General features: G+C 33.3%; 34 protein-coding genes. 5 read left to right on the top strand and 29 right to left on the bottom strand.

From position 1 onward, the window contains the following. Window positions 1-5 precede the first annotated feature (5 nt). Window positions 6-545 carry a DUF1599 domain-containing protein gene (locus EM308_RS15275; protein ID WP_035638557.1) on the bottom strand — a complete coding sequence of 180 codons (540 nt, stop codon included), beginning with the start codon at window positions 543-545 and terminating at the stop codon, window positions 6-8. A 222-nt stretch (window positions 546-767) separates the two neighbouring features. On the opposite strand from EM308_RS15275, the gene folP reads away from it, so the two are divergent. Together folP and EM308_RS15265 are read left to right on the top strand one after the other, a co-directional pair. Further along, window positions 768-1,592 carry a dihydropteroate synthase gene (folP, locus tag EM308_RS15270; RefSeq protein WP_035638508.1) on the top strand — a complete coding sequence of 275 codons (825 nt, stop codon included), beginning with the start codon at window positions 768-770 and terminating at the stop codon, window positions 1,590-1,592. Beyond that, the gene (locus EM308_RS15265) at window positions 1,592-2,227 is read left to right on the top strand and encodes a hypothetical protein (protein WP_231560027.1); all 636 of its coding nucleotides are present in this window, start codon (window positions 1,592-1,594) and stop codon (window positions 2,225-2,227) included. The genes folP and EM308_RS15265 overlap by 1 nt, the downstream gene beginning before the upstream one ends. A gap of 107 nt (window positions 2,228-2,334) precedes the next feature. On the opposite strand, the gene EM308_RS15260 is transcribed toward EM308_RS15265, so the two are convergent. The 4 genes from EM308_RS15260 to rlmH form a co-directional block, all read right to left on the bottom strand. Then, the gene (locus EM308_RS15260) at window positions 2,335-2,850 is read right to left on the bottom strand and encodes a hypothetical protein (protein ID WP_156101367.1); all 516 of its coding nucleotides are present in this window, start codon (window positions 2,848-2,850) and stop codon (window positions 2,335-2,337) included. 122 nt (window positions 2,851-2,972) lie between these two features. After that, window positions 2,973-3,476, bottom strand: a complete 504-nt coding sequence (locus EM308_RS15255) for a CHRD domain-containing protein (protein ID WP_035638514.1) — start codon at window positions 3,474-3,476, stop codon at window positions 2,973-2,975. 83 nt (window positions 3,477-3,559) lie between these two features. Further along, a complete protein-coding gene (locus EM308_RS15250; protein ID WP_051877835.1) occupies window positions 3,560-4,027 on the bottom strand; it encodes a CHRD domain-containing protein in 468 nt (155 codons plus the stop codon). 246 nt (window positions 4,028-4,273) lie between these two features. Next, a complete protein-coding gene (rlmH, locus tag EM308_RS15245; protein WP_035638516.1) occupies window positions 4,274-4,747 on the bottom strand; it encodes a 23S rRNA (pseudouridine(1915)-N(3))-methyltransferase RlmH in 474 nt (157 codons plus the stop codon). Window positions 4,748-4,974: 227 nt separating this feature from the next. Between rlmH and EM308_RS15240 the strand changes: the two genes are divergently transcribed. Further along, window positions 4,975-5,802, top strand: coding sequence for a sulfite exporter TauE/SafE family protein (locus EM308_RS15240; protein WP_231560028.1), 828 nt, complete (start codon window positions 4,975-4,977; stop codon window positions 5,800-5,802). A 5-nt stretch (window positions 5,803-5,807) separates the two neighbouring features. Here the strand turns inward: EM308_RS15240 and EM308_RS15235 are convergent, their stop codons facing one another. From EM308_RS15235 to EM308_RS15170, 14 genes are all read right to left on the bottom strand, one after another. Next, window positions 5,808-6,500, bottom strand: coding sequence for a 2'-5' RNA ligase family protein (locus tag EM308_RS15235; RefSeq protein WP_231560029.1), 693 nt, complete (start codon window positions 6,498-6,500; stop codon window positions 5,808-5,810). A gap of 235 nt (window positions 6,501-6,735) precedes the next feature. After that, window positions 6,736-7,170, bottom strand: a complete 435-nt coding sequence (locus tag EM308_RS15230; protein WP_035638520.1) for a cupin domain-containing protein — start codon at window positions 7,168-7,170, stop codon at window positions 6,736-6,738. Between the two features lie 187 nt (window positions 7,171-7,357). Continuing rightward, on the bottom strand, window positions 7,358-7,681 hold the full coding sequence (locus EM308_RS15225; RefSeq protein ID WP_035638522.1) for a type II toxin-antitoxin system PemK/MazF family toxin: 324 nt from the start codon (window positions 7,679-7,681) through the stop codon (window positions 7,358-7,360). Then, the gene (locus EM308_RS15220; RefSeq protein ID WP_035638525.1) at window positions 7,672-7,917 is read right to left on the bottom strand and encodes an AbrB/MazE/SpoVT family DNA-binding domain-containing protein; all 246 of its coding nucleotides are present in this window, start codon (window positions 7,915-7,917) and stop codon (window positions 7,672-7,674) included. Before EM308_RS15220 ends, EM308_RS15225 begins: the two co-directional genes overlap by 10 nt. A 233-nt stretch (window positions 7,918-8,150) precedes the next feature. Beyond that, complete coding sequence (locus EM308_RS15215) at window positions 8,151-8,633, bottom strand: hypothetical protein (protein ID WP_035638528.1); 483 nt, start codon at window positions 8,631-8,633, stop codon at window positions 8,151-8,153. 150 nt (window positions 8,634-8,783) lie between these two features. Beyond that, window positions 8,784-9,197 carry a hypothetical protein gene (locus tag EM308_RS15210; protein ID WP_035638530.1) on the bottom strand — a complete coding sequence of 138 codons (414 nt, stop codon included), beginning with the start codon at window positions 9,195-9,197 and terminating at the stop codon, window positions 8,784-8,786. A gap of 121 nt (window positions 9,198-9,318) precedes the next feature. Further along, complete coding sequence (locus EM308_RS18130; protein WP_156101368.1) at window positions 9,319-9,471, bottom strand: hypothetical protein; 153 nt, start codon at window positions 9,469-9,471, stop codon at window positions 9,319-9,321. Continuing rightward, a complete protein-coding gene (locus EM308_RS15205; RefSeq protein ID WP_035638532.1) occupies window positions 9,464-9,775 on the bottom strand; it encodes a helix-turn-helix domain-containing protein in 312 nt (103 codons plus the stop codon). The genes EM308_RS18130 and EM308_RS15205 overlap by 8 nt, the downstream gene beginning before the upstream one ends. 103 nt (window positions 9,776-9,878) lie before the next feature. Continuing rightward, the gene (locus tag EM308_RS15200; RefSeq protein ID WP_394332818.1) at window positions 9,879-10,121 is read right to left on the bottom strand and encodes a type II toxin-antitoxin system RelE/ParE family toxin; all 243 of its coding nucleotides are present in this window, start codon (window positions 10,119-10,121) and stop codon (window positions 9,879-9,881) included. Window positions 10,122-10,344: 223 nt separating this feature from the next. Next, a complete protein-coding gene (locus EM308_RS15195; RefSeq protein WP_070261873.1) occupies window positions 10,345-10,896 on the bottom strand; it encodes a hypothetical protein in 552 nt (183 codons plus the stop codon). A 171-nt stretch (window positions 10,897-11,067) separates the two neighbouring features. Beyond that, entirely contained in the window at window positions 11,068-12,690 is a 1,623-nt protein-coding gene (locus EM308_RS15190) for a serine hydrolase domain-containing protein (RefSeq protein WP_070261872.1), read from the bottom strand. Window positions 12,691-12,851: 161 nt separating this feature from the next. Beyond that, window positions 12,852-13,208 carry a helix-turn-helix domain-containing protein gene (locus EM308_RS15185; RefSeq protein WP_035634879.1) on the bottom strand — a complete coding sequence of 119 codons (357 nt, stop codon included), beginning with the start codon at window positions 13,206-13,208 and terminating at the stop codon, window positions 12,852-12,854. A 5-nt stretch (window positions 13,209-13,213) separates the two neighbouring features. Continuing rightward, window positions 13,214-13,507 carry a type II toxin-antitoxin system HigB family toxin gene (locus EM308_RS15180; RefSeq protein WP_035634882.1) on the bottom strand — a complete coding sequence of 98 codons (294 nt, stop codon included), beginning with the start codon at window positions 13,505-13,507 and terminating at the stop codon, window positions 13,214-13,216. Between the two features lie 289 nt (window positions 13,508-13,796). After that, entirely contained in the window at window positions 13,797-14,165 is a 369-nt protein-coding gene (locus EM308_RS15170) for a winged helix-turn-helix transcriptional regulator (protein WP_231559985.1), read from the bottom strand. A 75-nt stretch (window positions 14,166-14,240) separates the two neighbouring features. Here EM308_RS15170 and EM308_RS15165 point away from each other — a divergent pair, with 75 nt between their 5' ends. After that, the gene (locus EM308_RS15165) at window positions 14,241-15,032 is read left to right on the top strand and encodes an NADPH-dependent F420 reductase (RefSeq protein WP_035634887.1); all 792 of its coding nucleotides are present in this window, start codon (window positions 14,241-14,243) and stop codon (window positions 15,030-15,032) included. Between the two features lie 435 nt (window positions 15,033-15,467). Here the strand turns inward: EM308_RS15165 and EM308_RS15160 are convergent, their stop codons facing one another. Continuing rightward, a complete protein-coding gene (locus EM308_RS15160; RefSeq protein WP_051877664.1) occupies window positions 15,468-16,400 on the bottom strand; it encodes an NmrA/HSCARG family protein in 933 nt (310 codons plus the stop codon). Window positions 16,401-16,466: 66 nt separating this feature from the next. Between EM308_RS15160 and EM308_RS15155 the strand changes: the two genes are divergently transcribed. Beyond that, the gene (locus EM308_RS15155) at window positions 16,467-16,817 is read left to right on the top strand and encodes a winged helix-turn-helix transcriptional regulator (protein ID WP_035634889.1); all 351 of its coding nucleotides are present in this window, start codon (window positions 16,467-16,469) and stop codon (window positions 16,815-16,817) included. A gap of 253 nt (window positions 16,818-17,070) precedes the next feature. Here the strand turns inward: EM308_RS15155 and EM308_RS15150 are convergent, their stop codons facing one another. The 9 genes from EM308_RS15150 to EM308_RS18195 all read right to left on the bottom strand — a co-directional run bounded on the left by EM308_RS15150 (window position 17,071) and on the right by EM308_RS18195 (window position 21,635). Continuing rightward, a complete protein-coding gene (locus EM308_RS15150; RefSeq protein WP_035634892.1) occupies window positions 17,071-17,625 on the bottom strand; it encodes a dihydrofolate reductase family protein in 555 nt (184 codons plus the stop codon). 201 nt (window positions 17,626-17,826) lie between these two features. Further along, complete coding sequence (locus EM308_RS15145) at window positions 17,827-18,426, bottom strand: hypothetical protein (protein ID WP_035634894.1); 600 nt, start codon at window positions 18,424-18,426, stop codon at window positions 17,827-17,829. Between the two features lie 150 nt (window positions 18,427-18,576). Beyond that, window positions 18,577-19,134 (bottom strand): hypothetical protein, encoded by a 558-nt coding sequence (locus EM308_RS15140; RefSeq protein ID WP_156101308.1) that lies wholly within the window; start codon window positions 19,132-19,134, stop codon window positions 18,577-18,579. 162 nt (window positions 19,135-19,296) lie between these two features. Beyond that, window positions 19,297-19,521, bottom strand: a complete 225-nt coding sequence (locus tag EM308_RS15135) for a hypothetical protein (protein WP_035634898.1) — start codon at window positions 19,519-19,521, stop codon at window positions 19,297-19,299. Between the two features lie 4 nt (window positions 19,522-19,525). After that, on the bottom strand, window positions 19,526-19,753 hold the full coding sequence (locus tag EM308_RS15130; protein ID WP_035634900.1) for an HTH-like domain-containing protein: 228 nt from the start codon (window positions 19,751-19,753) through the stop codon (window positions 19,526-19,528). 184 nt (window positions 19,754-19,937) lie between these two features. Further along, a complete protein-coding gene (locus EM308_RS15125; protein WP_035634902.1) occupies window positions 19,938-20,468 on the bottom strand; it encodes a hypothetical protein in 531 nt (176 codons plus the stop codon). 123 nt (window positions 20,469-20,591) lie between these two features. Beyond that, window positions 20,592-21,056 carry a tyrosine-type recombinase/integrase gene (locus EM308_RS18290; protein WP_231559987.1) on the bottom strand — a complete coding sequence of 155 codons (465 nt, stop codon included), beginning with the start codon at window positions 21,054-21,056 and terminating at the stop codon, window positions 20,592-20,594. 16 nt (window positions 21,057-21,072) lie between these two features. Continuing rightward, window positions 21,073-21,363: a phage integrase N-terminal SAM-like domain-containing protein gene (locus tag EM308_RS18285; RefSeq protein ID WP_231559989.1), complete on the bottom strand. Its 291-nt coding sequence runs from the start codon at window positions 21,361-21,363 to the stop codon at window positions 21,073-21,075. Continuing rightward, window positions 21,339-21,635, bottom strand: coding sequence for a hypothetical protein (locus tag EM308_RS18195; protein ID WP_197516505.1), 297 nt, complete (start codon window positions 21,633-21,635; stop codon window positions 21,339-21,341). The genes EM308_RS18285 and EM308_RS18195 overlap by 25 nt, the downstream gene beginning before the upstream one ends. Between the last annotated feature and the right edge of the window lie 504 nt (window positions 21,636-22,139).

The following is a 22,139-nucleotide window of genomic DNA, read 5'->3' as shown; positions in this document are numbered from 1 at the left end:
TAATTTTATTTTTTGTTCATCAAAATCAAAGCAAAAACAGAATAGTTAATCATATCCTGATAATTGGCATCAATTCCTTCAGAAACGATGGTTTTCCCTTTATTGTCTTCAATTTGTTTAACACGGAGCAGTTTTTGCAAAATCAAGTCGGTAAGGGAACTCACACGCATATCACGCCAAGCTTCACCATAATCGTGGTTTTTGTTTTCCATCAATTCTTTGGTCAAGGCTACTTTTGCATCGTATAATTGAGTTGCTCTTTCGGTTTCCAAATCGGGTTGGTCAACTACGCCCAATTCTAATTGAATTAAAGCCATAATCGAATAATTGATAATACCGATGAATTCGCCGGTTTCGTCTTCATCCACTTTGCGGACTTGGTTTTCCTGCAAGCTTCTTATTCTTTGGGCTTTTATGAAAATTTGATCGGTTAGGGAAGGAAGTCTCAAAATGCGCCAAGCACTGCCGTAATCTTTCATTTTATTGGTGAAAAGTGTTCTGCAAATGGTAATCACCTTGTCAAATTCTTGTGAAGTATTGCTCATTATTGGTGTATATTTGTATAAAATTTCACCAAAAATAAGAATATTTTTTTTGAAAGAAGAACTAAAAAAAAATTGCCACAAATTCACGAATTAATTTTTAGTTAGATTCCTTTTTATACTCCGAATTTATTATTTGATTTATGATTCGTGTGGTGCAATTTGAAATTTTATAATTTGTGATAATTGGTGTAATTTGTGACTTAAATTAAATACGTTTTGGAAATGACTATAAATTGTAAAGGACAACTTATTGATTTGTCTACGCCAAAAGTAATGGGGATTTTGAATATAACCCCCAATTCGTTTTTTGACGGCGGAAAGTATAAAAATGATGATGAACTTCTGGAGCGTGTTGATAAAATGTGCAATGAAGGAGCCGATTTTATTGATGTGGGGGCGTATTCGAGCAAACCCAATGCCGAGTTTGTTTCGGAAGAAGAAGAAATCGAGAGAATAATTCCGGTGATGAATTTGCTTCAGAAACATTTTCCGGGAATACCATTGTCCATTGATACTTTTCGGGCGGGAGTTGCAAAAATTTGTATAGAAAACGGAGCAGCAATAATTAATGATATTTCGGCAGGAATCCTAGATGATAAAATGCTGGAAACCATTGCAGAATTACAGGTTCCGTACATCATGATGCACATGAAAGGAACACCACAAACCATGCAGACGCTTACGCAATACGAAGATATGATTAAGGAAATGCTTTTTTATTTTTCGGAGCGAATTGCTGTTGCCAGGTCGCACGGAATAAATGATTTGATTGTGGATCCTGGTTTTGGTTTTGCTAAAACATTGGAACAAAACTATGAATTAATGCAAAAATTAGAGTTGTTTCAAATGCTTGAATTGCCTTTATTGGTTGGGATTTCAAGAAAATCGATGATTCATAAAGCATTGGAAATAAACGCTGAAATGGCTCTAAATGGAACTACTTTTTTGAATACCATAGCTTTGACTAAAGGAGCAAAAATACTTCGGGTTCATGATGTGAAAGAAGCTGTCGAGTGTGTTCGTTTGTATAATAAACTGAATCAATAATGATGAAATATTTAATGGGAATTCTGCTTTTGGTATTTGTTTCGTGCGGTAATAAGGAGAATATTTTATTGCCAAAGACCAATAAAACTATCGTAAAAGACGTCGTGGATTTGTCTCCGATTTATATTTTTTTTAGAGTGAAAGGAAAAGATACTTTGGCAGAAGTAAACCGAAAAAACAGCATTGGTACAACCAATTGGGTTTTGAATATCGACAGGCGTTTGTCATTAAAATCAGTAATACCCGAAATAATAAAATTGCAGGAAAAAAAACGCGGAGATAGTGCTCATAAAAATGAATTGGCGCAGAATTATTATTCTTATGCAGATACTATTGGCAAAAACCTGGCTTTTATTCCTTTTACAAATGTGTTTTATAAAACCAAAAAGCCAATTGATATTGCAGGCTTTACATTTTATTTTAGAAAAGGGAATGATTTGGTTTTAGTCAATAATCATTTTCCAATTAAGAAATCTCAAGTTATCAAGTCTTTTCGTGAAATTAATTTTGAGAATTATCCTCAAATAATTTTGATATTTGACGAAAACATGAGTTATGAAGAGTATATTGAAAATAAAGTTTTAATATATGAATTGCAATCACTTAATAAAGTTTCAAGAGAATTTATTTTTTGATATTAAACCTGAAATAAATTAAAATCCTTTCTATTTATTTTGATAGAAAGGATTTTAAATTTTGAGTAGATATGAGTTAATATTAATATGGGAGTTGATCACTTTTTTTAGTAAACTCTTATTAACTGTCCATTTATATCTCCGTCTGCACCTTTGAAGTTCACATAATAGTGATTGGCCATTAATTCTACTATTTGGGCATCATTTATTGCTGAGATATAAGCTGAAGTTGAACCGAAAACTGTTTTAGGGAATACAAATACAATTGTACCATCAGCAGTATGAATATTGACATATGTAGGGTTAAAATTGTCGGCACCTACATCAACTAATCTAAATGTTTTGTTAGTCTGATTCAATATAAGTGTTGCATTACCAATAAGTGTTGTATATGAAATGGTAGAAACACCGTCAGGCTTTAAATCGGCTTTAAAAGTTATAATAACATCGCTAGGAGATGAATTAGGGATTGTTACAGGAGGAGTATTTTCAGCAGGAGTATTTTCTTCAGGAGTTGTAGCAGGAGTAGTAACGGGATTACTAATTGTTGGAGCAGGAGATGTATTAGTTGGAGGAGAAAAGTCATCGTCACTACTGGAACAAGAAACTCCAATAATGAACAAGAATGCAATCGCTGAAAAATTAAATAAAGTTTTCATGATTTTTATGTTTTAAAAATTATTATTAAAACCAAAATCTTTCTAGCTTTTTTTGGAGTAAGATTTTGTTTTTTTGACTGTAGATTTTAATAGAGATTCTTATTACCACTGCCGTCAAGATTGGAATTAATCAATTGTCCTCTAATTTCTCCATCAGGAAAAGCACTTGAATATAAGTTGATATAATACTGATTGGTCAAAAGCTCTGTCTCTTGTTCTGTGGTCAAATGAGGGCTTGTGAAATCAATAAGAGGAAGTGCATTTGTTGGATTCTCATAATCGAAATATTTACCAACGGTAAAAACTATAGGATTTTCATTATTTACAGTTTCTTTATGAATCAGTGCCATTGTTGGCGCCAAACCCGAATAGTTTATCTTAATGGTGAACACCTTTGTGGTTTTACTGTAAATTAAATAGGCGGTTCCTTTTGCAGTAGAGGTATTTGCCGGTACTTCATTGGTGCCGTTTAAAGATGCGGAAAGAACAATGCTGTTAGAAGGAATCACACCAGCTTCATTATCATTGGAACAGGAAATTACAATGATAGACAAAAACATAATAGTTGAAAAATGTAGTAAAGATTTCATATTTATACTGTTTATAAATTGAAAAAAACAGAAAAACCCTTAATTTCCTCAAGACAAAGGTTTTTTCTGTTTTTTTCAATTTATTAATAACCGCCACCACCACCGCCAGAAGAGCCGCTTTTGGTAAGGGTACCGCTTATTTCTCCATTTGAATAAGCTGCTGTATGTAGGTTTACATAATAGGTTTCTGTCATAATGCCAAGTATTTGAGCATCAGTTAGGGATCCGGTAACGGTGAATGGAGAAGTTGCCACAGTTGAATCAGAGAAAGGAATTTCGATAGCACCATCTGTTCTGTGGATATGACCATGAGTTGGTGTTAGTCCAGTGTAGTTTACTGTGATTTCAAAAGTTTTAGCTGTTACATTCATCTTGAGCGCTGCACTCCCAGATGCAGATGAAGTAACGCCACTAGGAGGAGTCAAAGTTGCCATAAAATTTACAACAACAGGAGTCATGGGTGGGATATAACTATTATCGTCACCATTGGAGCAGGAAACTCCAATAAATAGCAGGGACAAAATCGCAGAATAAAAAACTAAAGATTTCATAATTATATGTTTTTTAGGATAAAAAAAATTAAAAAAAATACAATTATTAAATTTTACTGAGATTTAATAAAAACACATTAAATTTACGTTTTTATTTTCAAATTAGGAATGTTTTTTGTTTGTAAATTACTGGTTATCAGGCATGTGTATTGAATAGACGATGATAAACTATTCACTGGTTTAATAGTAAGTAAAGTTTTAGATTTTGAAGGAGAAAGAATTGATGTGGAATTTTAAAACTCTCTATTATTGGTGATGATAAGGCTCATTTCTCAAAATAGTAAAACCGCGATACAATTGTTCGATGAAAAACAGTCGTACCATTTGATGGGAAAAAGTCATTGAGGAGAGAGAAATTTTTCCATTTGCCTTGGCATAAACAGTTTCAGAAAAACCATAAGGGCCACCAATTACGAAAACCAAAGTTTTTATGCCGGAGTTCATTTTCTTTTGTAATTCATTTGAAAAAGCTACGCTCGAAAAGGTTTTTCCGTTTTCATCTAATAGAATAAGCTGATCGGTAGGGGTGATTTTAGCCAAGATAAGTTCGCCTTCTTTCTCTTTTTGCTGACTTTCTGATAAGTTTTTAACATTTTTGATATCGGGGATTATTTCCAAATCAAACTTGATATAAAAAGACAATCTTTTGGTATAATCATCAATTAAAGTTTGCAATGATTTATTGTCGGTTTTGCCAATTGCGATAAGTTTTATATTCATTTGGAATTGTTTTCAAAAGGGACAAAGTTACAAAACAACATTGTTTTTTTCAGTTGAAAAATGTATAATAGAAAATTGGTTTTTGTTTTTTTTGAGGATATTTTTCTCAGTTAATTTCGTTCCGAATTGTGATAGGACAATAATGATCGGGATTTTTTATTTTAAAAAAAAAATACAATGTTCGGTCGAAAATTGTTATTAACTTGACAGGACTACTATAATTTAAAATGTTTTCTTTACTTTTGCCACCAAAAAAGAAACAAGTCTCATTTATGGATTTTCAAATAGGTTTAGTAGTTGCAGGTTTAGTGGTTGGTTTTGTGGTAGGAATGACAGGTGTAGGTGGAGGTTCTTTGATGACTCCAATTTTATTGTGGTTTGGTATTCCTCCAACAACAGCAGTTGGTACAGATTTATTGTATGCAGCAGTTACTAAAACAGGGGGTATTTTTGTACATAACAAAAAGAAAAATATAAATTGGACCATAACGGGTTGGCTTTCTTTGGGGAGCGTGCCCGCTGCATTATTGACATTGTGGATTCTTCATAGTCTGGATGCAGATACGACGGCTTTGAATAATATGATAAAATACAGTTTGGGTTGGGCATTGGTTTTTACTTCGGTTGCTATTTTATTTAAAAAGAAAATAATGGTTTTTTCCCAAAAACACGCGGGAGATAAATTTCACAGCGAAAGTAAAACTCAGAATGTCCTTACCATTGCCATTGGTGTGCTTTTGGGTGCTACAGTGACACTTACTTCTATTGGTGCTGGGGCATTAGGAACTGTGACTTTGTTTTTCTTATATCCAATTTTGCCTACTCCAAAATTGGTAGGTACAGAGATTGCCCATGCAATTCCTTTAACGCTTGTTGCTGGCTTGGGGCACGCATCTATGGGGAATTTGGATTTGGCATTACTTGGGCAGTTATTGATGGGATCGCTTCCTGGAATTTATGTAGGAAGTATGTTAAGCGGAAAAATGCCTGATTTAATGCTTAGAAATGCAATTGCGATTATGCTCTTTTTTGTTGGTTTTAAACTGATTTCATAACTATTTTACAGTTTAAAAGAGCTTATTTTTTGTACCAAATGATTTCGTTGGTACCAATCATTATAGACAAGTTCTATTTCTTCAACTTTGAATTTGCCAAAATCGAAAGCTCGGAATTTTTCCAAACTTTCGAATAGATTTTCTTTGTCCAGAATTTTATCTTTAAATCGCATAACTGTCGAATGTGCCGTTTGCAGAACATAACGCTTGTCAATACTTTTTTGTAAATTGGAGTTTTGAAAATTCACTCTCAAATTGTTTCTGATTTGTTCTAATGCATGATTATCTGGAAATCCCTGAACCATTATGGCAGAATTTGAAGCCGTGATTCCCTTAAAATGAATTTCAAATGGATCTACGTCTGCAATGCTTTTCTGGATTATTTCACAATAGTCAGGAACAAGAATTGTTTTTAAATCAAATCCCTCGTAGCACGATATAACCGAAAGAACCGTAATGTGAATATCTGAATTCGGGTAGTAATATTGGTTAGGGTTACTTTTTTTAAGTTCGTTGAGAAAGTCCTGAATTTTGTTTTTTACCTCAAGTGAAGGTCTAATTAATAGCGTAATTCCAAATCGATTATCAGAATATGAATCAATCAGTTGGTCTATAGTGTACTGGTCGTTTTTTATGTTTTCGACCGAACTGATAAAAAGATAATTGTAATGTTCCTTCAGGTTGATTGAGCTTTTCAAATTTAACTGTTGTTGTTTAATAGTATTTCACTGCTTGTCTTGTTCAAATTCGAGCCATTTTTTTCAAAATAAACTATCCTTTCTTGTTTTTATTTAGAATTCCTATTCTATTTTCTTTGAACTTAAGTTTAGTATTAATTTACTGCAAATGTAGATAAACGATGCGAATGCTTAATTAACTACAGCAACCCCAGTTGTAGCAATCCGCTTTTATAGGCTGGGCTATTCTATAATTTTACATTTTAGGGATGGCAGGAACAAGCCCATATTTTGCCATTACCAATTTTAATTTTTCTACGTTAGGAGGACCATCTACATTTACAATTTCTGCACACTCTATAAAAAAGTTTGGACCGATAAGAGCAGGTGTAATTACTGCCAATGCTTTGGCATCCTCTTGTTTTATGTTGTTAAAACCGTGAATAGCACCACGAGGAATAAAACAGGTTTCACCCGCCGCAATGTCTATGGTTTTACCTTCAACTGTAAAAGTAATAACACCTTTTAGGCCATAAATTGTTTCATCGTAATGCTCATGTGAATGAGGAAGAGGGACTTTAGCTCCTGCAGGCACCCCGAATTCAAACATTGCAAGAGATCCATTTGTGTCTGCAGCTTCGAGTAGAAAGTCAATTGTAGTTTGGCCAATTCTGATTGTTTCATTTTTCATATTGATGATTTTTATTTTTTATTTGATAAAATTACAAAGCTGAAATAATAAAGACCTTTATTTGAATCAAGTCAGAAAAATTAACTACACGCTTGAATTCGTTTAGAAATTATAAGAGTTGTCCATACAATCTTTGCGCTTTACAATGACCGCCAATATTAGTTGTAGCTGTTACCATCCGTTGACATTAATCAACATAAGTTTCTTTCATAACTTCTTTCACTTTTGAAACTTCTTTTCCAGCCAAATGTTCCAATATTTTTGTTATTCTTTGTCTGTCAACAGTTCTGATTTGGTCCAATGCGATTTGACGTTTGGTATCGTTGTGTAAAATTTCAACTCTTGTCGGATAAGATTTTGAACTGCTCGTCATAGGAGCGACAACTATTGTCTGTAAATATTTATTCATTTCGTTGGGGGAAATGATAACACAAAGGCGTGTTTTTTTAATTTCACTTCCAAGCGTAGGGTCAAGATTGACTAAAACGATTTGATATTGTCTTAGCTCCATTCTTCAAGATTTTCGTCCTCAAAAATGTCATTAATGAGCAATTTGTCATCGCCGTTTTCGTGCATTTTTTTAAATGATTTTTCCCAGCCGATTCTTGGTTCGGATTTGGGTTTTAAAATTATATAACCTTTTTCAAGAATGAGTTCAACTTTATCTGTGATATTATATTTTTCGAGTAAGGTTTTAGATAAACGAATTCCTTTTGAATTTCCAATCGGAATAACTGAAATGTCCATAACTTTTGTTTTTTGTGTACGCACAAAGTTATTACAATTCTTTAAAAAGCCTAATTTTCAGTATAATTTTTGTTTAATTGCTGGTAAGGTCAGACTGTGAAAAACTAAAGTCAACCTATTGATAATTTTATATTTGATTTTTTTTTCGGTAGCTCTCCGAATACTTTCTAAATTTAAAGTGTTTTTTTTCTCGTCCTTAAATTTATTATTCTATATAGCTTTGTTTAGTTGGTTTAAAACCATTCATAAAGCCAATAGATTAAAAGTACAATCGCAATAAGTCTTACAGCAGTGCTAAATGCTGAGTGTTTCACTTTTCCTTTTTCAAGAATCAAAGGGAGTCTTTGTTGATTCGTCCATTCAGGATTAAATTGCATTCCAAATTGATAGTTTTTGTCGTCAGTTGTTTGGATTTTTAAAACTTGTCCACTGCCCAACAAAGAATTGAATTTTATTAACTGAACTGCCGAAATTGTGTCAAGTCCAATAGTCCATTTGCCACAGATAATTTTCTTGTCAGTGAGCAGAATAACTGCTCTTTGAGAAGTTACCCAATTGAGTCCATTCATTATATCTTGGTTTGAAGTCGTTACAATACCTTTACTCGCATCTGCAACTAAAACAGTTTCGTTCGGATTTTCATTTTGATATTTTTGTCTTACCTTTTCTGTTCTGTAAATTAAGTCAACAAGCCCTTTTAGTAATTTATGTGTCATTTATATGTTTTCTTTTAAAAATGCCTATAATGTTCTGGTGCTAAGGCGGGTTTGGTACTAAATTATGATTTTAATCTCAAACTTTACAAGTTTCCGTTTTCAGTTCTCAATTGATATGTAAGAGGTTTGAATGGTATGCTGATTGTTAGTTTATTCTTTTAGTTTGGTCATTAAATCTTCTTTGTTTTCAATTTCATCTAATATGTAAAATATCCCATTATTAGAAATTATTCTGTGTCCACTTGGAATTTTTGTTATTGCTTTAATTGATTTCAATTCGGTGGTTTTTTGTTTTCCATTTACTGTAATTATCAATTTTTCGTCAACGATTTCATATTCTGAGTTCACTTTATTTTTAAAATCTCGGTCAATATACCAACAAGCAAAAGGAACTATTGAAATTATTCCAATGAAAAGTAATAAGTTTTTGGGTGGTATTGAATTGAATTCTGTAGAAAGTATTATAATAACCACTAACATTCCTATTCCATATTTAAGAACCATAAGGACTCTATTTTTTCTAATCGCTTTTGCTTTCGTTTCTTCCGAAATTAAATACTTCATTTTTCTATTTTGTTTTTTTAATTTCTGTTTGTAAGTCCAACTTTCGCACTTCTGTTTTGAAGTTTTTGCGGAAACAAAGACTTATTTTCTAATTGGGATTACTTGCGTAATTTTGGCACAACTAGCCCATAGCGTTCTGGTACTCCAGCGGGTTTGGGATTAAATTAAGCCCATTCTTCGGATTTGCAAAATCTTCCAAATACAAAACTATTTTTCTATTAAGTCTATTGTCCAAATCCGTTGTAGTATCTATGCGTTCGGCAAAATTACTCAATCGCTATTTTTTGATTTAGCAACACAACGTTAAAATTAATTTTAGCATTTAATGCTTTAAACACTTTAATGATTGTATCAAATCTTGCGTCAGTTAGGCTGTTTTCAATTTTAGATATTTGTGCTTTTTTTACACCAACCAATTCTCCCAATTGCTCTTGAGTTAAATTTCTCTCTTTACGAATTTGTTTGATTGTTTGCCCAATCAAATCAAGTTTTAATTCACTTTCAAAAGAGTCTCTGTTTGGAGTTCCTTTTTTTCCGACGAATTTATCTGTCACTTCGTCTAAACTGTATGTTTTCATAATATTATTATTTTTTTTCGTTAAAATATTTTACTCGCAAAGATTCAGCACGTTCGATTTCTACTTTTGGGGTTTTGTCTGTCTTTTTTATAATTCCGTGTGTTCAAATTACAATTGTATCTTGTTTATCTGACTTTTCCCAAAAAGCGAATAATCTAAAATATTGTTTCTTATATAAAGTTCTGAATTCCCAAATTTCGCCGTCTAATTTTTTGAATAATTCGTTATCATTTACGCTTCGTGATTTCCAAATATTATATAATATTTTTTCTCTCGATTTTTCGTCTAAACTTTCTAAAAACTCTAAGACAGGTTCAAGAAACTCGACTTTGAATTTGTAATCCATTATGTGTTTAATTATTTTTGTGTAAAGATAAAAGTTTCCTTTTTAAGAAACAAATTTTGTTTGAAGTTTTCTGTTCTGATTGCTGACGCATAACGTTCTGGTACTACAGCGGGTTTGGGATTAAATTAAGCCCATTCTTCGGATTTGCCAAATCTTCCAAATATAAAACCATTTTTCCATTAAGCCAATTACCCAAATCCGTTGTAGCTGTTAGCGGATGGCTTTATCTTTTTATTTCAATCAATGTGTTTCTTTCGCTTTTATATATCGCAAATATTTTTTCTGGTTTATATTTCATTTCTACTTCACAATTTTTATCAAATGCCTTTTGCACAAAATTCTTTTTGTAATAAATAATTTCATTTGGAAATAAAACTATACAATTTGAGAATGTTATGTCAAAAGCATTTCTAAATTCTCCAATTTCTATATTGTTTTTTTGTACTAATTCAGTAGAAAATTTTGAGGCTAAAGTGTTTTTTATGTTTTCTATTTCTGGGCATTTTGCAATTCTAGGTCTTACAAATGGAGTTGCAATTCCATAGTCAATAATTTCTTCTTTAATTTCTTTTGTATTTTTATAGACTTTAATATTCAGATTTTCTTCCGAAATATAAATTGTGTCATTAGTTAAGTTTCGTACTTCAAATTCTAATTCGGCTTTATTCTTATTTGATTTGTCAATGTAAAATCCAATATAATTTATTGAAATCTCTTTCTGAGCTTCAGCTTTGAATACAAACAATAATAAAAATAAGATATTTAGATATTTCATTTTCTCGTTAATTTCATTTTTTTCTCAAGCTATCCGCTAACGTTCTGGCGCTTGGAGCAGCTGGGGAGTTAATAGCAGAGTATTTTTGGCTGAACGAAATTATGTTTAAAACGCTAATACCACAAAATCCCCAGTCACTCCAAAAGCCTGTTGGCTACAGTTTTTCAAATACTATTCCAATTTTATAAATTCTATATTTCTTACTCTTGAGAGACTTACTTTCATCCCAGTTGTTTTATTTTTTTTTTCGATAAAAAATAAATTTCCGCCGAAATCAGCAATGTTGAAAGCGCCTTTATAAGTTGGGTTTAATTGAAATTCATTATTTGGCTTTATGTACATCATTAGTTTTCCGTCTTTTAAAGAAACGTTAATGTAGGAATTGGTTTCCGAAGAAAAATATTTCCCTGTATATTGGTTAAGGTATTTATCGTTAACAACGGGAGCTTCAACTTTTGTATAGTGAATCGTATCTGTTTTTGAAATACTGTTTAATTCTTTCTTTTGGTTATTTATTTCTACTAACAATTGTCTGTTTTTAAAAGTAGTTTCAGATTGTGGTACTATTGGATTATTATTGAAGAAGAGTTTTTTATCTTTTACTTCCATTTTTAATCCATCACCATTTCTATCATTTTTGTACCAACCTATATAGGAATTCAAAATTGCTTCAGAAACATCTACCGTTGTCTCATTTGTAGCAGTTTCAGTTTTTACTTTTTCTGCAATTAAAATATTTTTTATAGCAATGTGTAGTGGGGTTTTAGACCCATCGAATTGAGAAGTATTACTTAAAAAAGCAATGGTAAGGTTTAGGTCGGGAAATGTTTCAAGATAAGCTCTGTAACTTGCTGTTGCGCCATCATGTGCAATATCTTTGTGTCCTTTAAATTCCATGATAAACAAACCTGCGGCATAGTTATTCATTTTGCCATTATTGAATGTTTCTGTTTTTATTTGTTTAGGAAGGAGGGAAGGTGTTCCAAATTTACCCGACTGATAGTAGTCGTTCCATTTTAATAAATCCTCAGTAGTTGTAAGTAAACCACCATTACCATAAGCATCTTCATTTGGCATATTGGTTTGATACCCATCTTTGGTTAGGCTGTAGGCAATAGCTCTATCTTTTACAATTCGGTTATGGTTGTCTCTCCATTCTGTATTGGTCATTCCAATTGGAATAAAAATATTTTGTTTGGTAAATTCTGCCAAACTTAGTCCGCTCACTCTTTTTACTATAATCGCAAAAAGGTTATAATTTGAATTACTATAGAGAAATTCTGCTCCGGATATGTTGTTTAATGTTTTTTGGGCTGCGATAATTTCTAATACATCATCATTAGTATAGGCTTTGGTTGTCCTTTCCCAACCCGTAAGTCCTGCAATAGTTCCCCAATCTTTCAACCCACTGGTGTGGTGCATCATTTGTTCTAAGGTGATGACTTTTCCGTAATTAGGAAGTTCTGGAATATATTTTCTTACATCATCATTCAATGAAAGTTTTCCTTGTTGCTCCAACAATAAAATAGCTGCTGCCGTAAATTGTTTTGAGACTGAACCCGCTTCAATTTTGGATGTTAAGGTTAAAGGGGTATTATGCTCTAAATCTGCCTTTCCATAAGCTTTTGAGAAAATGATTTTGCCATTTCTTTTTATGGACAATTGTGCACCAGGATTTTCTGGTAAATAGTTAATCATTGCTTTATCAATAAGTGCAATAGTGTCCTGTAATGTTTGTGATATACAAGTTGTGGATATCAATAAAAATAAACAAAGAAATGTACTATTTTTCATAATGGGTCTGTATAAAATTGCTGTCAACGTCTTGGCACTACAGCGGGTTTGGCACTAAATTAAGCCCATTATTCGGATTTGCCAAATCATCCCAAATACAAAACCATCTTTCCATTAAGCCTATTGCCCAAATCCGTTGTAGCTGTTGGAGATAGTGCCTTTTAGTAAGTTTGGATAAGTACATCAGTTGGAATATTTAATCTGTCATGTAATTGACGAATCATTTCAAGCGATAACTTTCTTTTCTTATTTAGTATTTCGCTAGCCCGACTTTTTAAGCCAACGATATTAGCCAAATCAGTTTGATTATAGCCCATTTGTTCCATTCGAAATTTAATAGCTTCAATTGGATCAGGCAATCCAATAGGGAAGTGGTCATTCTCATATTGATCAATCAAAATCCCAAGCACTTCAAGTTCATCACCTTCTGGCGAACCTTTTTTTGCATCAAAAATTATTTCAAGTCTTTCGAGTGCTTGATTATAATCTTTCTCTGTTTTTATTGGTTTAATTTCCATAGCTTTTAAATTTCGTTTGCGTTAATCTTGTCATATTCTGCATGCGTTCCAATGAATCGAATCCAAACCATTTGGTACTCATAATTTATTTTCACAATTAATCTATAATTGTTACCTTTTATATTGAAAACAATTCTGTTATCGTTTAAAATACTTGCGCTTGGATATTCTTTTTTAATCTGATTTGGATTTTTCCATTCTGCATTGCTTGCTTCCTGGAACCATGATTTCAATTGTTGCTCACAATCGGAATGAGTTTCCCAAAAATCTCGCAATATTTTTTTCGCAATTACTCTCAATATTCAATTTTTTTTGGCAAAGATAATAAAAAGTTCCCAATACGGGAAATAGAATGAAATTTATTTAATGCCTTGAGTTTTGGCATTATCGCTAACGTTCTGGTACTACAGCGGGTTTGGTACTAAATTAAGCCCATTCTTCGGATTTGCCAAATCATCCCAAATACAAAACCATTTTCCATTAAGGCCAATGCCCAAATTGCTTGTAGCGTGTGTTGGCGGTAGTTTTTTTGCAGGTTTGGACGTTTACTAACTTTGTCATTGCTAAATGTTGCAAGCTTGGATTTATTTACTCTTGCGCAAAAATTTTCTTTTTGTGATTTATTCCCCAATCTTTCAAAGCATAGATTATTGGTGTTAATGTGTCGGCATACGCAGTCAATTTGTATGATATTTTAACAGGATGGTCGTCAACTATAACTCTTGTAATTAATTGATGTTGCTCTAAGTCTTTAAGTTCTTTTGCTAATACTTTTGGTGTTAGTCCCGGAATACTTTCTTGAATATCGGTATACCTATCATTTCCAACCCCAACGGAAATAATTATTGGTAATTTCCACTTACCATTAATTACTTCAAGCGTATCCCTTACTGGTTTTACAGTATTTAAACATTCGCAGTATTGTTTCTTTTTAGCCATTTGAAATTTGTTTTTCACTTTCCTTTGGGAAAGAACTATACAAAGGAAAGTAAAAAATTGTAAATTTGTACCATAATGTAAAAAAAATATAAAATGAAAATAGGAATTATTGGTGCAGGTGTTATCGGAAAAACGTTGGCAAGAAAATTAGCCTCAAAAGGAAATCAGGTTCAAATAGCAAATTCCAAAGGTCCAGAGTCATTACAAGACTTTGCTTCGCAAAATGGGTTGAAAGCATTAGCGAGTAAAGATGTTGTAATAGATGTCGACTTAATTGTGCTTACAGTTCCATTAGGACAGTTGCCCAATATAAAAGAGCTTTTTGTGGATGTACCAAAAGAGGTAATTGTAGTGGAAACAATGAATTACTATCCGTTTCGTGATGGTGTTATTGATGAGATTGAAAATGGGTTAGAAAACAGTGCTTGGGTTCAAAACCAAATTGGGCGACCTGTGATAAAAGCATTTAATAACATTGGGGCATACAGTTTATATGCAGAAGGTAAGCCAGAAGGAACGGAAGGTCGAATTGCACTTGCAGTTTCGGGTGATGATGAAAATGAAAAAAAAGTAGTCATCGAATTGGTAAATCAAACAGGTTTTGACGGTTATGATGCTGGTAGTATTTCGGAAAGTTGGAAGCATCAGCCAGGAACACCAGCTTATTGCACAGACTTGACTTTAAAGGAAGCAAAAGAAGCAAGAGAAAAAGCAATACGAGAAAATTCGGCAGAAGCCAGAGATTTTCTACTTAATAAAAACATTGGACTTGGGGAAGAAAATATAAACATTATTCTTTCTGGAAATTATCCCGATGGGTTTGTCGATAAAGCAATAGATTTCAATAGAGAGTATTTTGGTTTACCTGCAAGAGTTTTGAATTAAATGGTTCTCCTCTCAAAATTTTTAATTGTCAAAGCGGAAGTCTAAAGGTTTCCGCTTTTTTATTTTCAGAAAATTGCCATTTTTTGTAGTGATGTTTGTAGTAGTGGTGTAGGTCGTAAAATTACCGCCAACGTTCTGGTACTACAGCGGGTTTGGGACTAAATTAAGCCCATTCTTCGGATTTGCCAAATCATCCAAATACAAAACCATCTTTCCATTAAGCCTATTGCCCAAATCCGTTGTAGTAGCTGTTAGCGGCTGCCTTTTTTCCCGTGTGTTGTGATTTGTTAGGAGATAAAAGTTTTATCGATATTTTTTTTTTCGTCTATTCAAATATACGAAAACAGCTTCTACATCATATTTCTTAATATAACGTAGAAGCTATCTTTTTTATTTAGTGTAAGTTAAGCCCTTGCTTTTCTATTGAATTCTAGTTTATTTCACGTTACTATCTCCTTCTAAAAGAACAAATTTATTTCTCTCCAAATAAGTTTTTAGCGATTCTGTTTCAATTCCAAATTCCGCTGCTTCTTGTGGGTCAACTTTGTAACCTTCAACGTTTTGCCATACGTGGCTTTGGGCAGCCGGCTCATAGAAGCCTAGTGCTACAGCTTCTTCAACTGATACCGTTTTGGTTTTATATGGTTTATCCGTAACCGCTGTAAGTATTTCTGCAATTTCTAACATCGTAAGTTTATCTCCGACAATAGCAAATTCCTTCTTGTTGAATTTTTCAGGTTGTGCAAAAGCTTCAGCGGCAAAACGACCGATATCAGCAGGGGAAATCCACTCTAATTTTGTTTCTGGTGCGAGCGGAGTATACAGCTTGTCTTGTGCTAACGTTGGAAACACCACTGCACTCTTAGATGGAAGTAAATTCTCCATCATCATTGGTGGCTTTATTATCGTCCAATAGGAAAATCCAGCTTCTTTCACAATATTATTGGCTGCTGCTTTTTCCTCCCAATAAGCAGGCATCCATATTCCTTTATCCCAATCTACAAAGTTTTCCTGGTCGCCGGCACGGGCAACAGAGGTATGCACAATTTGTTCTATGCCCACAGTCTTTGCAGCAGCAACTAAATTTTTTGCGTGCTGTGTTTCCTTACCAATTTCTCCTGGCATTGAAGGCAGCTGCATAGAAAAAATTCCGGTAGCACCTGTCGCAGCTTTGGTTAAACTTTCTACATCATCAAAAGTAGCTTCCACCACCTCAACATTCTTAGTGGCCAATTTTTTTGCTCCTTCACTGTTTTTATTTCGTACAATAGCTCTTACTGCAATATTCTTAGCTAATAATGCATCAACTACAGCTCCTCCTTGGGTGCCAGTAGCACCTGCTACGAGTATTAATTTTTTATTGTTCATATCATTTAAATTATTTTGTAAATTTACACCATAATTGGTTTACAAACTATACCAGTTACCTAAAGGATGCCAGATATACAAGATAGCAATGTAGAGATTGCACAAAATATTAAATACTTACAGGATTCTCTTTATGTAATTAGCGGAAAGTGGAAACTGCCCATATTAACAGCAGTTCATCAAGGCAAAACCCGCTTTCGAGATATACAAAGGAGCGTGAATGGAATTACCAGTAAAGTTTTATCTAAAGAACTTAAGGAACTGGAAATGAATAAACTTATCGTACGAAAAGTTTACGATAATTCTCCTCCAACCGTTGAATATACCGTTTCTAACTATTGCGATTCCTTACAAAACGTGGTTGCAGAATTGATTGATTGGGGAAAACACCACCGAGATAAAATTCGGGAAGATTAATAGGCTTCTTTCTATGTTAAATAAAACTGGAAGATGTCAGTTTATGTTAGCGTTTGTAAGGTTGCCGCTAACGTCACGCTACTACAGCTGGTTTGGGACTAAATTAAGCCCATTATTCGGATTTGCCAAATCATCCCAAATACAAAACCAATTTCAAATTAAGCCTAATACCCAAATTGCTTGTAGCGTGTGTTAGCGGCATGTGCTATTCTTCTTTCGGAGTTAGTCAGCTCAAAGCTTAATGAGTCCTCGGTCATAGTTCAGGTTTATATTGATTAGCAACTACACCACATTCAAACGACTTGCTGCTTATGAGTTTTAGTTTTGTTGGATCCGTAAAAATTTTTAGTCCATTTCCAATTGCTGTCCGGTGAATGAAAAAATTATACTCGTCAATTAAATTGTGTTTGACAAGTGATGAAACAAAACTTGCTCCACCATATACAAGAATGTCTTTGCCTTTTTCTCTTTTCAGTTGGTTTACAATAGTAACCAGGTCGCCATTTTCAACTCTTACGTTTTTCCCTGCTATGGTTGTAATGGTTTTGCTAAAAACAATTTTAGAGATGTCAACCAGTTTACGAGCGAACACCGCATTAGGATTATCATATTGACTTTCCCAATGACTGATAAATACGTCTGTCATTTTTCTGCCCAATAGAAGTGTGTCAGCCGAGTCAACTATGTCTTTCTGATACAACTTTATAAACTCACTGTCCTGATTTCGTTCAAGCCAGTCCTGCTCACCATTTACACCACCGACAAAACTGTCAATGGTCATATTCATCTGTAGTTTTAATTTTCTCATGTCTTGATTTGATTATATGTCAAAGTTCGTTTTATGCAGTCAGTTTTCAAGTTAGCACTGTCGTCAAAGCATTGCCACTAACGTCTTGGCACTACAGCGGGTTTGGGACTAAATTAAGCCCTATTTTCGGATTAGCCAAATCATCCAAATACAAAACCATTTTTCCATTAAGCCAATTGCCCAAATCCGTTGTAGTGGCTGTTACCGGCTGGCAAAATAATCTTCATAAACTAAAAAGCCTAAATCTTGCTTCTGATTTTCAAATTCCACTGGAAATTTTAGTTCCCAATTTTCAATTTCGGGATAACTTTCCAAATTGAGGATCATTTTCTGTAAATCAATAAGGTTTGGTTTTGGAGTTATAAATGCTACGCAAAATAGATTTGAATTTTCCTCAAGAAATTCTTGATTTTTCAAAAGATGGAGTTTTAGACAATCACCAACGATTCCAACTTTGCGACCACTTTCTGAATTACTAGTGTAAAATGATAATCTTCTTCCGTTCCCACGATTTCTAGAAATACTGAAGTGCTTTAACTCTACATAATTTATTTCTCCTTGATTGTCTACAAATCTTAAATCGATATGCACCCTTTCTTTTTCTCCTATTTTGATTGTATGTTGAAGAGAATAATCTAAAATCTTGTTTTCACTTTTTAATTTGTCAAAATAAATTCCTGAATGAATTACAAAGAAATTTTCTACACGAATATCATTTTCTAAAATAATTTTCAAAGCTTCTTCTGATAACGTTTCTTCAAGATGAAAATACAATTTTTTTATTACTTCGGTTTTCGTCATTTATAGTGGGGTGTAATTGCTTGCCGGTAACGTTCTGGCACTACAGCGGGTTTGGTACTAAATTAAGCCCATTCTTCGGATTTGCCAAATCATCCAAATACAAAACCAACTTTCCATTAAGCCAATTGCCCAAATCCGTTGTAGTAGCTGTTACCGGCTGTTCCTTTCGAGTTCTCTTTTACTCAATATTATTAAAATTATAATATTTAAAAGCAAAAGGTAATATCCATATTTTATATTGTAGATAATATCAAATCCTACTTTGGATATGAATATTAGCATTGAAGAAATAATTAACCCTAAATTGAATATTGAGATTTTGTAAACTTTCGCTAAATGTTCTTTGAAAGCGAAAAAAAATACAAAAATGGATAATAGAATGAAAACAGTAAAGCATAACATTGGATATAGTGTCCAATCCTTAAAATCCTCGATTTTAAATTCACGAAAGCCAGAAAATCCCAATTCATAAGCATTTGCTGTCCATTGTCTCCTCACTCTTTCCAATTCCTGTTCTCTTTTTTCTTGCGTTAACTTTTTCAAAGAGTCATTTTTAAATTTTAGAGTTTTCACACTTAAAGTTGAATCAACAATTACTTCATTTTCATATTGTCGTTTAAGAATTGAATTGTCTGAACACATTTGAAAGCATGGAAGAATACAAAAAATGAATATTGAAATTGAAAAAAATTTGATTAGTTTCTTCATACGCTATTTTTGTTTTGGAATTGCCGGTAACGTTCTGGTACTACAGCGGGTTTGGGATTAAATTAAGCCCATTCTTCGGATTTGCCAAATCATCCCAAGTACAAAACCAACTTTCCATTAAGCCTATTGCCCAAATCCGTTGTAGTAGCTGTTAGGCGCAGTTTATCTTTCGAAAGCGTGTAAATATCCACAACTAAATATAACCGAGAGAAACTCTCCTAAATCTTCTTTTAGAAGAGAAAAAGTCACATCAATTTCTTCAGAGTCACTACTTCCGATGTAATCTATATTTGCAATCCATTCGTAATTCAATTCTTTTAATTGTTTTATGATTGTTTGTAATTCGTCGTAAGTAAAATGCTTAGAGCGAATATATGTTTTGTCCATTTGACTAATCTTTCGGGATTACATATTCAGCTAGTTTAACACCTTTTGTAAGTTCAGTTAAATATGAGGCAGAAATTCCAGATTGTGTAATAATATCTTTTTTCGAATATTCACTTTCTTTGATTTCTGTCGCATACTTAATTCCAAACAAATGTATCATTGCTACCGAATCACCTTTCGGTGCATTATTATACATTTCGCTTAGTTTAGTTCCTAATTCATTTAATGTCATAATTTATTGTTTTTGGTTTTTATTTGCAGTGTTGCTGAAATTGCGCCTAACGTTCTGGTACTACAGCGGGTTTGGGACTAAATTAAGTCCTATTTTCGGATTTGCCAAATCATCCCAAATACAAAACCATCATTCCATTAAGCCTATTGCCCAAATCCGTTGTAGTAGCCGTTAGCAGTAGTACTTAATTAACCCATTGAAAAAACATAGAATAGTATTTCCACTCACTATTTATTTTCATGAATGTCCGAAGCGTTCCCATTTCATTACCGTCATAATAAAATATACAAATTGTGTTATTCCTTAAAAACACTGGTTTCGAAAAACTATAGATAGCTGTTCCATATTTATCACGATTTTCACTCGCAATAAATTCTACATCTTTTAGTTTTCCTTTTGCCCAACCTTCTTTGTTGTTTTTTTCAATTTCATTATATACATAATCCATTTCTTTGTTTGTGAATACTATACTAATTGGCATTTCATCAATATCTTTTGCAAATCTTGTATCCCGAATTTGAAGAGTGGTTTTTTTTAAAGCATCTTTTATTCCTTCTAAATTAAAAGGCCATATTTTATCTGTATAGTAGGTTACTTTATCCTTTTCCCGTTTCTTAAAAAAGTCAATAATAAAATTTTCAGCTTCTGATTTTTCCTGCGCTTGCATAATAAAGGAAATAAGGAGAGAAGTAATTGTAATCTTTATTTTATTCATTTCTACTTTGTATTACTGCTAACTTGTATATACCCGCTATAAAGTAGCGACAATCCACCCAAAATATGATGTATAGTCGCAATTGAGTAGCGCTTTTTTTCAAATATAGAAATAATCTTTTTATTACAGATCATCAAACGGACTTTTTATTTGTTGAATACTTTTTGTGCTAACGTGAGTGTAAATTTCGGTGGTTTTGCTACTATTATGTCCTAATAATTCTTGTATATATCTTAAATCGGTTCCGCTTTCCAGTAGGTGGGTAGCATAGCTATGCCGGAGCCAATGCAAGGTGGCTGTTTTTTTTATGCCTGTTTTTTTGAGTGCCTGCTTTAAGACTTGTTGTAAACTCCTGTTATCATAAGGTTGTCCCTTGGTTTGTCCTTCAAACAAATAGGTTGTAGGTTTAAACAATATATAATATTCCCGAAGCATTTCTAATATTTTTGGGCTTAGTGTCGCTATTCTGTCTTTCTTTCCTTTGGAGTTTTTGAGCAATACAATATTCCTTTTTGAATCGATATGTATAGGACGTAGTGCTAATAATTCGCCACAGCGCAAACCACAACTGTAAATCAGCGAAAGCATTGTTTTGTGTTTGATATTAGAATGTGCATTCAAGATTAATTTGACTTCCTCTTTTGCTCAAAACATTTGGTAAAACTTTCTCACGTTTGGGACGGTGTATTTTATCTATTTCTATTTTGGTTTCTCGAATGGTTATGAAGTATAATTTAATGGCGTTAACGATTTGGTTTTGATATGAGGCCGAAAGATTGTTTTTCAAAATATGATCATTATTATACAGTACCACATCTTCATTGGTGATTTCGGCAATGGCTTTCTCTCGGTAGTAAAGCAAGAATGATTTTAAGGCTTCGCTATAAGTGGTGATGGTACTTTCGCTATAGGGTTTGGAGCGTAGCCATTGCTTGAATTTTTCGATTTGGGCAATGCCTTCTCTTGACGGGATTGTGTGCGATAGGGAGTGAGTTTAAATCTAATTCTGTTTTCTTCGGTGTTTGGGATATGCCAAAGCCCCAAGGTTTGGCTCCATCGGGAACCAGCGACGTTTTTTATTCGGGCAATCCATTCGGCGTTTTTTTCAAAATAAACGGCAATTCGTTTTTCTTTTTTGTGCGTGATGATTTTGGCATTCCATTGCATAGGCGTATAATTAAATGTTTTAAAGATATTAAATTTGAAAGAAATAACATCTAAAAAAAACAAACTTGTTATGGAATACAAATGCCCTAGCCCGGATGGTAGCGGCATCCTGTGTGCCTGGGGTTCAGGCACACAGATACAGCGGACAGCCGGATTAGCTTCTGAAAATGAACATCCCGAACGGAATGTTGTTAAATTAAGGATTTCTAGGTAAGCTTTTTTTATATGACTCTCGCAAAGACGCAAAGACGCAAAGAAATCGGTTCTAAACTTTGCGCCTCTGCGACTTTGCGAGAAAAGACAAATCTTAGCGCAATGACATTGAGCTCTCGCGAAGACGCAAAGAAATCGGTTCTAAACTTTGCGCCTCTGCGGCTTTGCGAGAAAGAACAAAGTGTAACTGAATGACATTGCGCCAATCATCGGTCTCCTTTCAAATTGGTATTAAAATGTCAGTTTGTCATACTGTTTTGTGACAGTTATAATGAAAACTGACAATTTACT

The sequence above is a fragment of the Flavobacterium gilvum genome, assembly GCF_001761465.1.
GTDB lineage: Bacteria > Bacteroidota > Bacteroidia > Flavobacteriales > Flavobacteriaceae > Flavobacterium > Flavobacterium gilvum.
The sequence above is the reverse complement of the archived record's forward strand: the minus strand, read 5'-3'. Positions and strand labels throughout refer to the sequence as shown.

What these genes read in the sequence shown, in the direction of transcription:
- EM308_RS15275 (WP_035638557.1), bottom strand. Translation starts at nt 545, where the DNA reads ATGAGCAATACTTCACAAGAATTTGACAAGGTGATTACCATTTGCAGA.
- folP (WP_035638508.1), top strand. Translation starts at nt 768, where the DNA reads ATGACTATAAATTGTAAAGGACAACTTATTGATTTGTCTACGCCAAAA.
- EM308_RS15265 (WP_231560027.1), top strand. Translation starts at nt 1,592, where the DNA reads ATGATGAAATATTTAATGGGAATTCTGCTTTTGGTATTTGTTTCGTGC.
- EM308_RS15255 (WP_035638514.1), bottom strand. Translation starts at nt 3,476, where the DNA reads ATGAAATCTTTACTACATTTTTCAACTATTATGTTTTTGTCTATCATT.
- EM308_RS15250 (WP_051877835.1), bottom strand. Translation starts at nt 4,027, where the DNA reads ATGAAATCTTTAGTTTTTTATTCTGCGATTTTGTCCCTGCTATTTATT.
- rlmH (WP_035638516.1), bottom strand. Translation starts at nt 4,747, where the DNA reads ATGAATATAAAACTTATCGCAATTGGCAAAACCGACAATAAATCATTG.
- EM308_RS15240 (WP_231560028.1), top strand. Translation starts at nt 4,975, where the DNA reads ATGTTTTCTTTACTTTTGCCACCAAAAAAGAAACAAGTCTCATTTATG.
- EM308_RS15230 (WP_035638520.1), bottom strand. Translation starts at nt 7,170, where the DNA reads ATGAAAAATGAAACAATCAGAATTGGCCAAACTACAATTGACTTTCTA.
- EM308_RS15225 (WP_035638522.1), bottom strand. Translation starts at nt 7,681, where the DNA reads ATGGAGCTAAGACAATATCAAATCGTTTTAGTCAATCTTGACCCTACG.
- EM308_RS15220 (WP_035638525.1), bottom strand. Translation starts at nt 7,917, where the DNA reads ATGGACATTTCAGTTATTCCGATTGGAAATTCAAAAGGAATTCGTTTA.
- EM308_RS15215 (WP_035638528.1), bottom strand. Translation starts at nt 8,633, where the DNA reads ATGACACATAAATTACTAAAAGGGCTTGTTGACTTAATTTACAGAACA.
- EM308_RS15210 (WP_035638530.1), bottom strand. Translation starts at nt 9,197, where the DNA reads ATGAAGTATTTAATTTCGGAAGAAACGAAAGCAAAAGCGATTAGAAAA.
- EM308_RS15205 (WP_035638532.1), bottom strand. Translation starts at nt 9,775, where the DNA reads ATGAAAACATACAGTTTAGACGAAGTGACAGATAAATTCGTCGGAAAA.
- EM308_RS15200 (WP_394332818.1), bottom strand. Translation starts at nt 10,121, where the DNA reads ATGGATTACAAATTCAAAGTCGAGTTTCTTGAACCTGTCTTAGAGTTT.
- EM308_RS15195 (WP_070261873.1), bottom strand. Translation starts at nt 10,896, where the DNA reads ATGAAATATCTAAATATCTTATTTTTATTATTGTTTGTATTCAAAGCT.
- EM308_RS15190 (WP_070261872.1), bottom strand. Translation starts at nt 12,690, where the DNA reads ATGAAAAATAGTACATTTCTTTGTTTATTTTTATTGATATCCACAACT.
- EM308_RS15185 (WP_035634879.1), bottom strand. Translation starts at nt 13,208, where the DNA reads ATGGAAATTAAACCAATAAAAACAGAGAAAGATTATAATCAAGCACTC.
- EM308_RS15165 (WP_035634887.1), top strand. Translation starts at nt 14,241, where the DNA reads ATGAAAATAGGAATTATTGGTGCAGGTGTTATCGGAAAAACGTTGGCA.
- EM308_RS15160 (WP_051877664.1), bottom strand. Translation starts at nt 16,400, where the DNA reads ATGAACAATAAAAAATTAATACTCGTAGCAGGTGCTACTGGCACCCAA.
- EM308_RS15155 (WP_035634889.1), top strand. Translation starts at nt 16,467, where the DNA reads ATGCCAGATATACAAGATAGCAATGTAGAGATTGCACAAAATATTAAA.
- EM308_RS15150 (WP_035634892.1), bottom strand. Translation starts at nt 17,625, where the DNA reads ATGAGAAAATTAAAACTACAGATGAATATGACCATTGACAGTTTTGTC.
- EM308_RS15145 (WP_035634894.1), bottom strand. Translation starts at nt 18,426, where the DNA reads ATGACGAAAACCGAAGTAATAAAAAAATTGTATTTTCATCTTGAAGAA.
- EM308_RS15140 (WP_156101308.1), bottom strand. Translation starts at nt 19,134, where the DNA reads ATGAAGAAACTAATCAAATTTTTTTCAATTTCAATATTCATTTTTTGT.
- EM308_RS15135 (WP_035634898.1), bottom strand. Translation starts at nt 19,521, where the DNA reads ATGGACAAAACATATATTCGCTCTAAGCATTTTACTTACGACGAATTA.
- EM308_RS15130 (WP_035634900.1), bottom strand. Translation starts at nt 19,753, where the DNA reads ATGACATTAAATGAATTAGGAACTAAACTAAGCGAAATGTATAATAAT.
- EM308_RS15125 (WP_035634902.1), bottom strand. Translation starts at nt 20,468, where the DNA reads ATGAATAAAATAAAGATTACAATTACTTCTCTCCTTATTTCCTTTATT.
- EM308_RS18290 (WP_231559987.1), bottom strand. Translation starts at nt 21,056, where the DNA reads ATGCTTTCGCTGATTTACAGTTGTGGTTTGCGCTGTGGCGAATTATTA.
- EM308_RS18195 (WP_197516505.1), bottom strand. Translation starts at nt 21,635, where the DNA reads ATGCAATGGAATGCCAAAATCATCACGCACAAAAAAGAAAAACGAATT.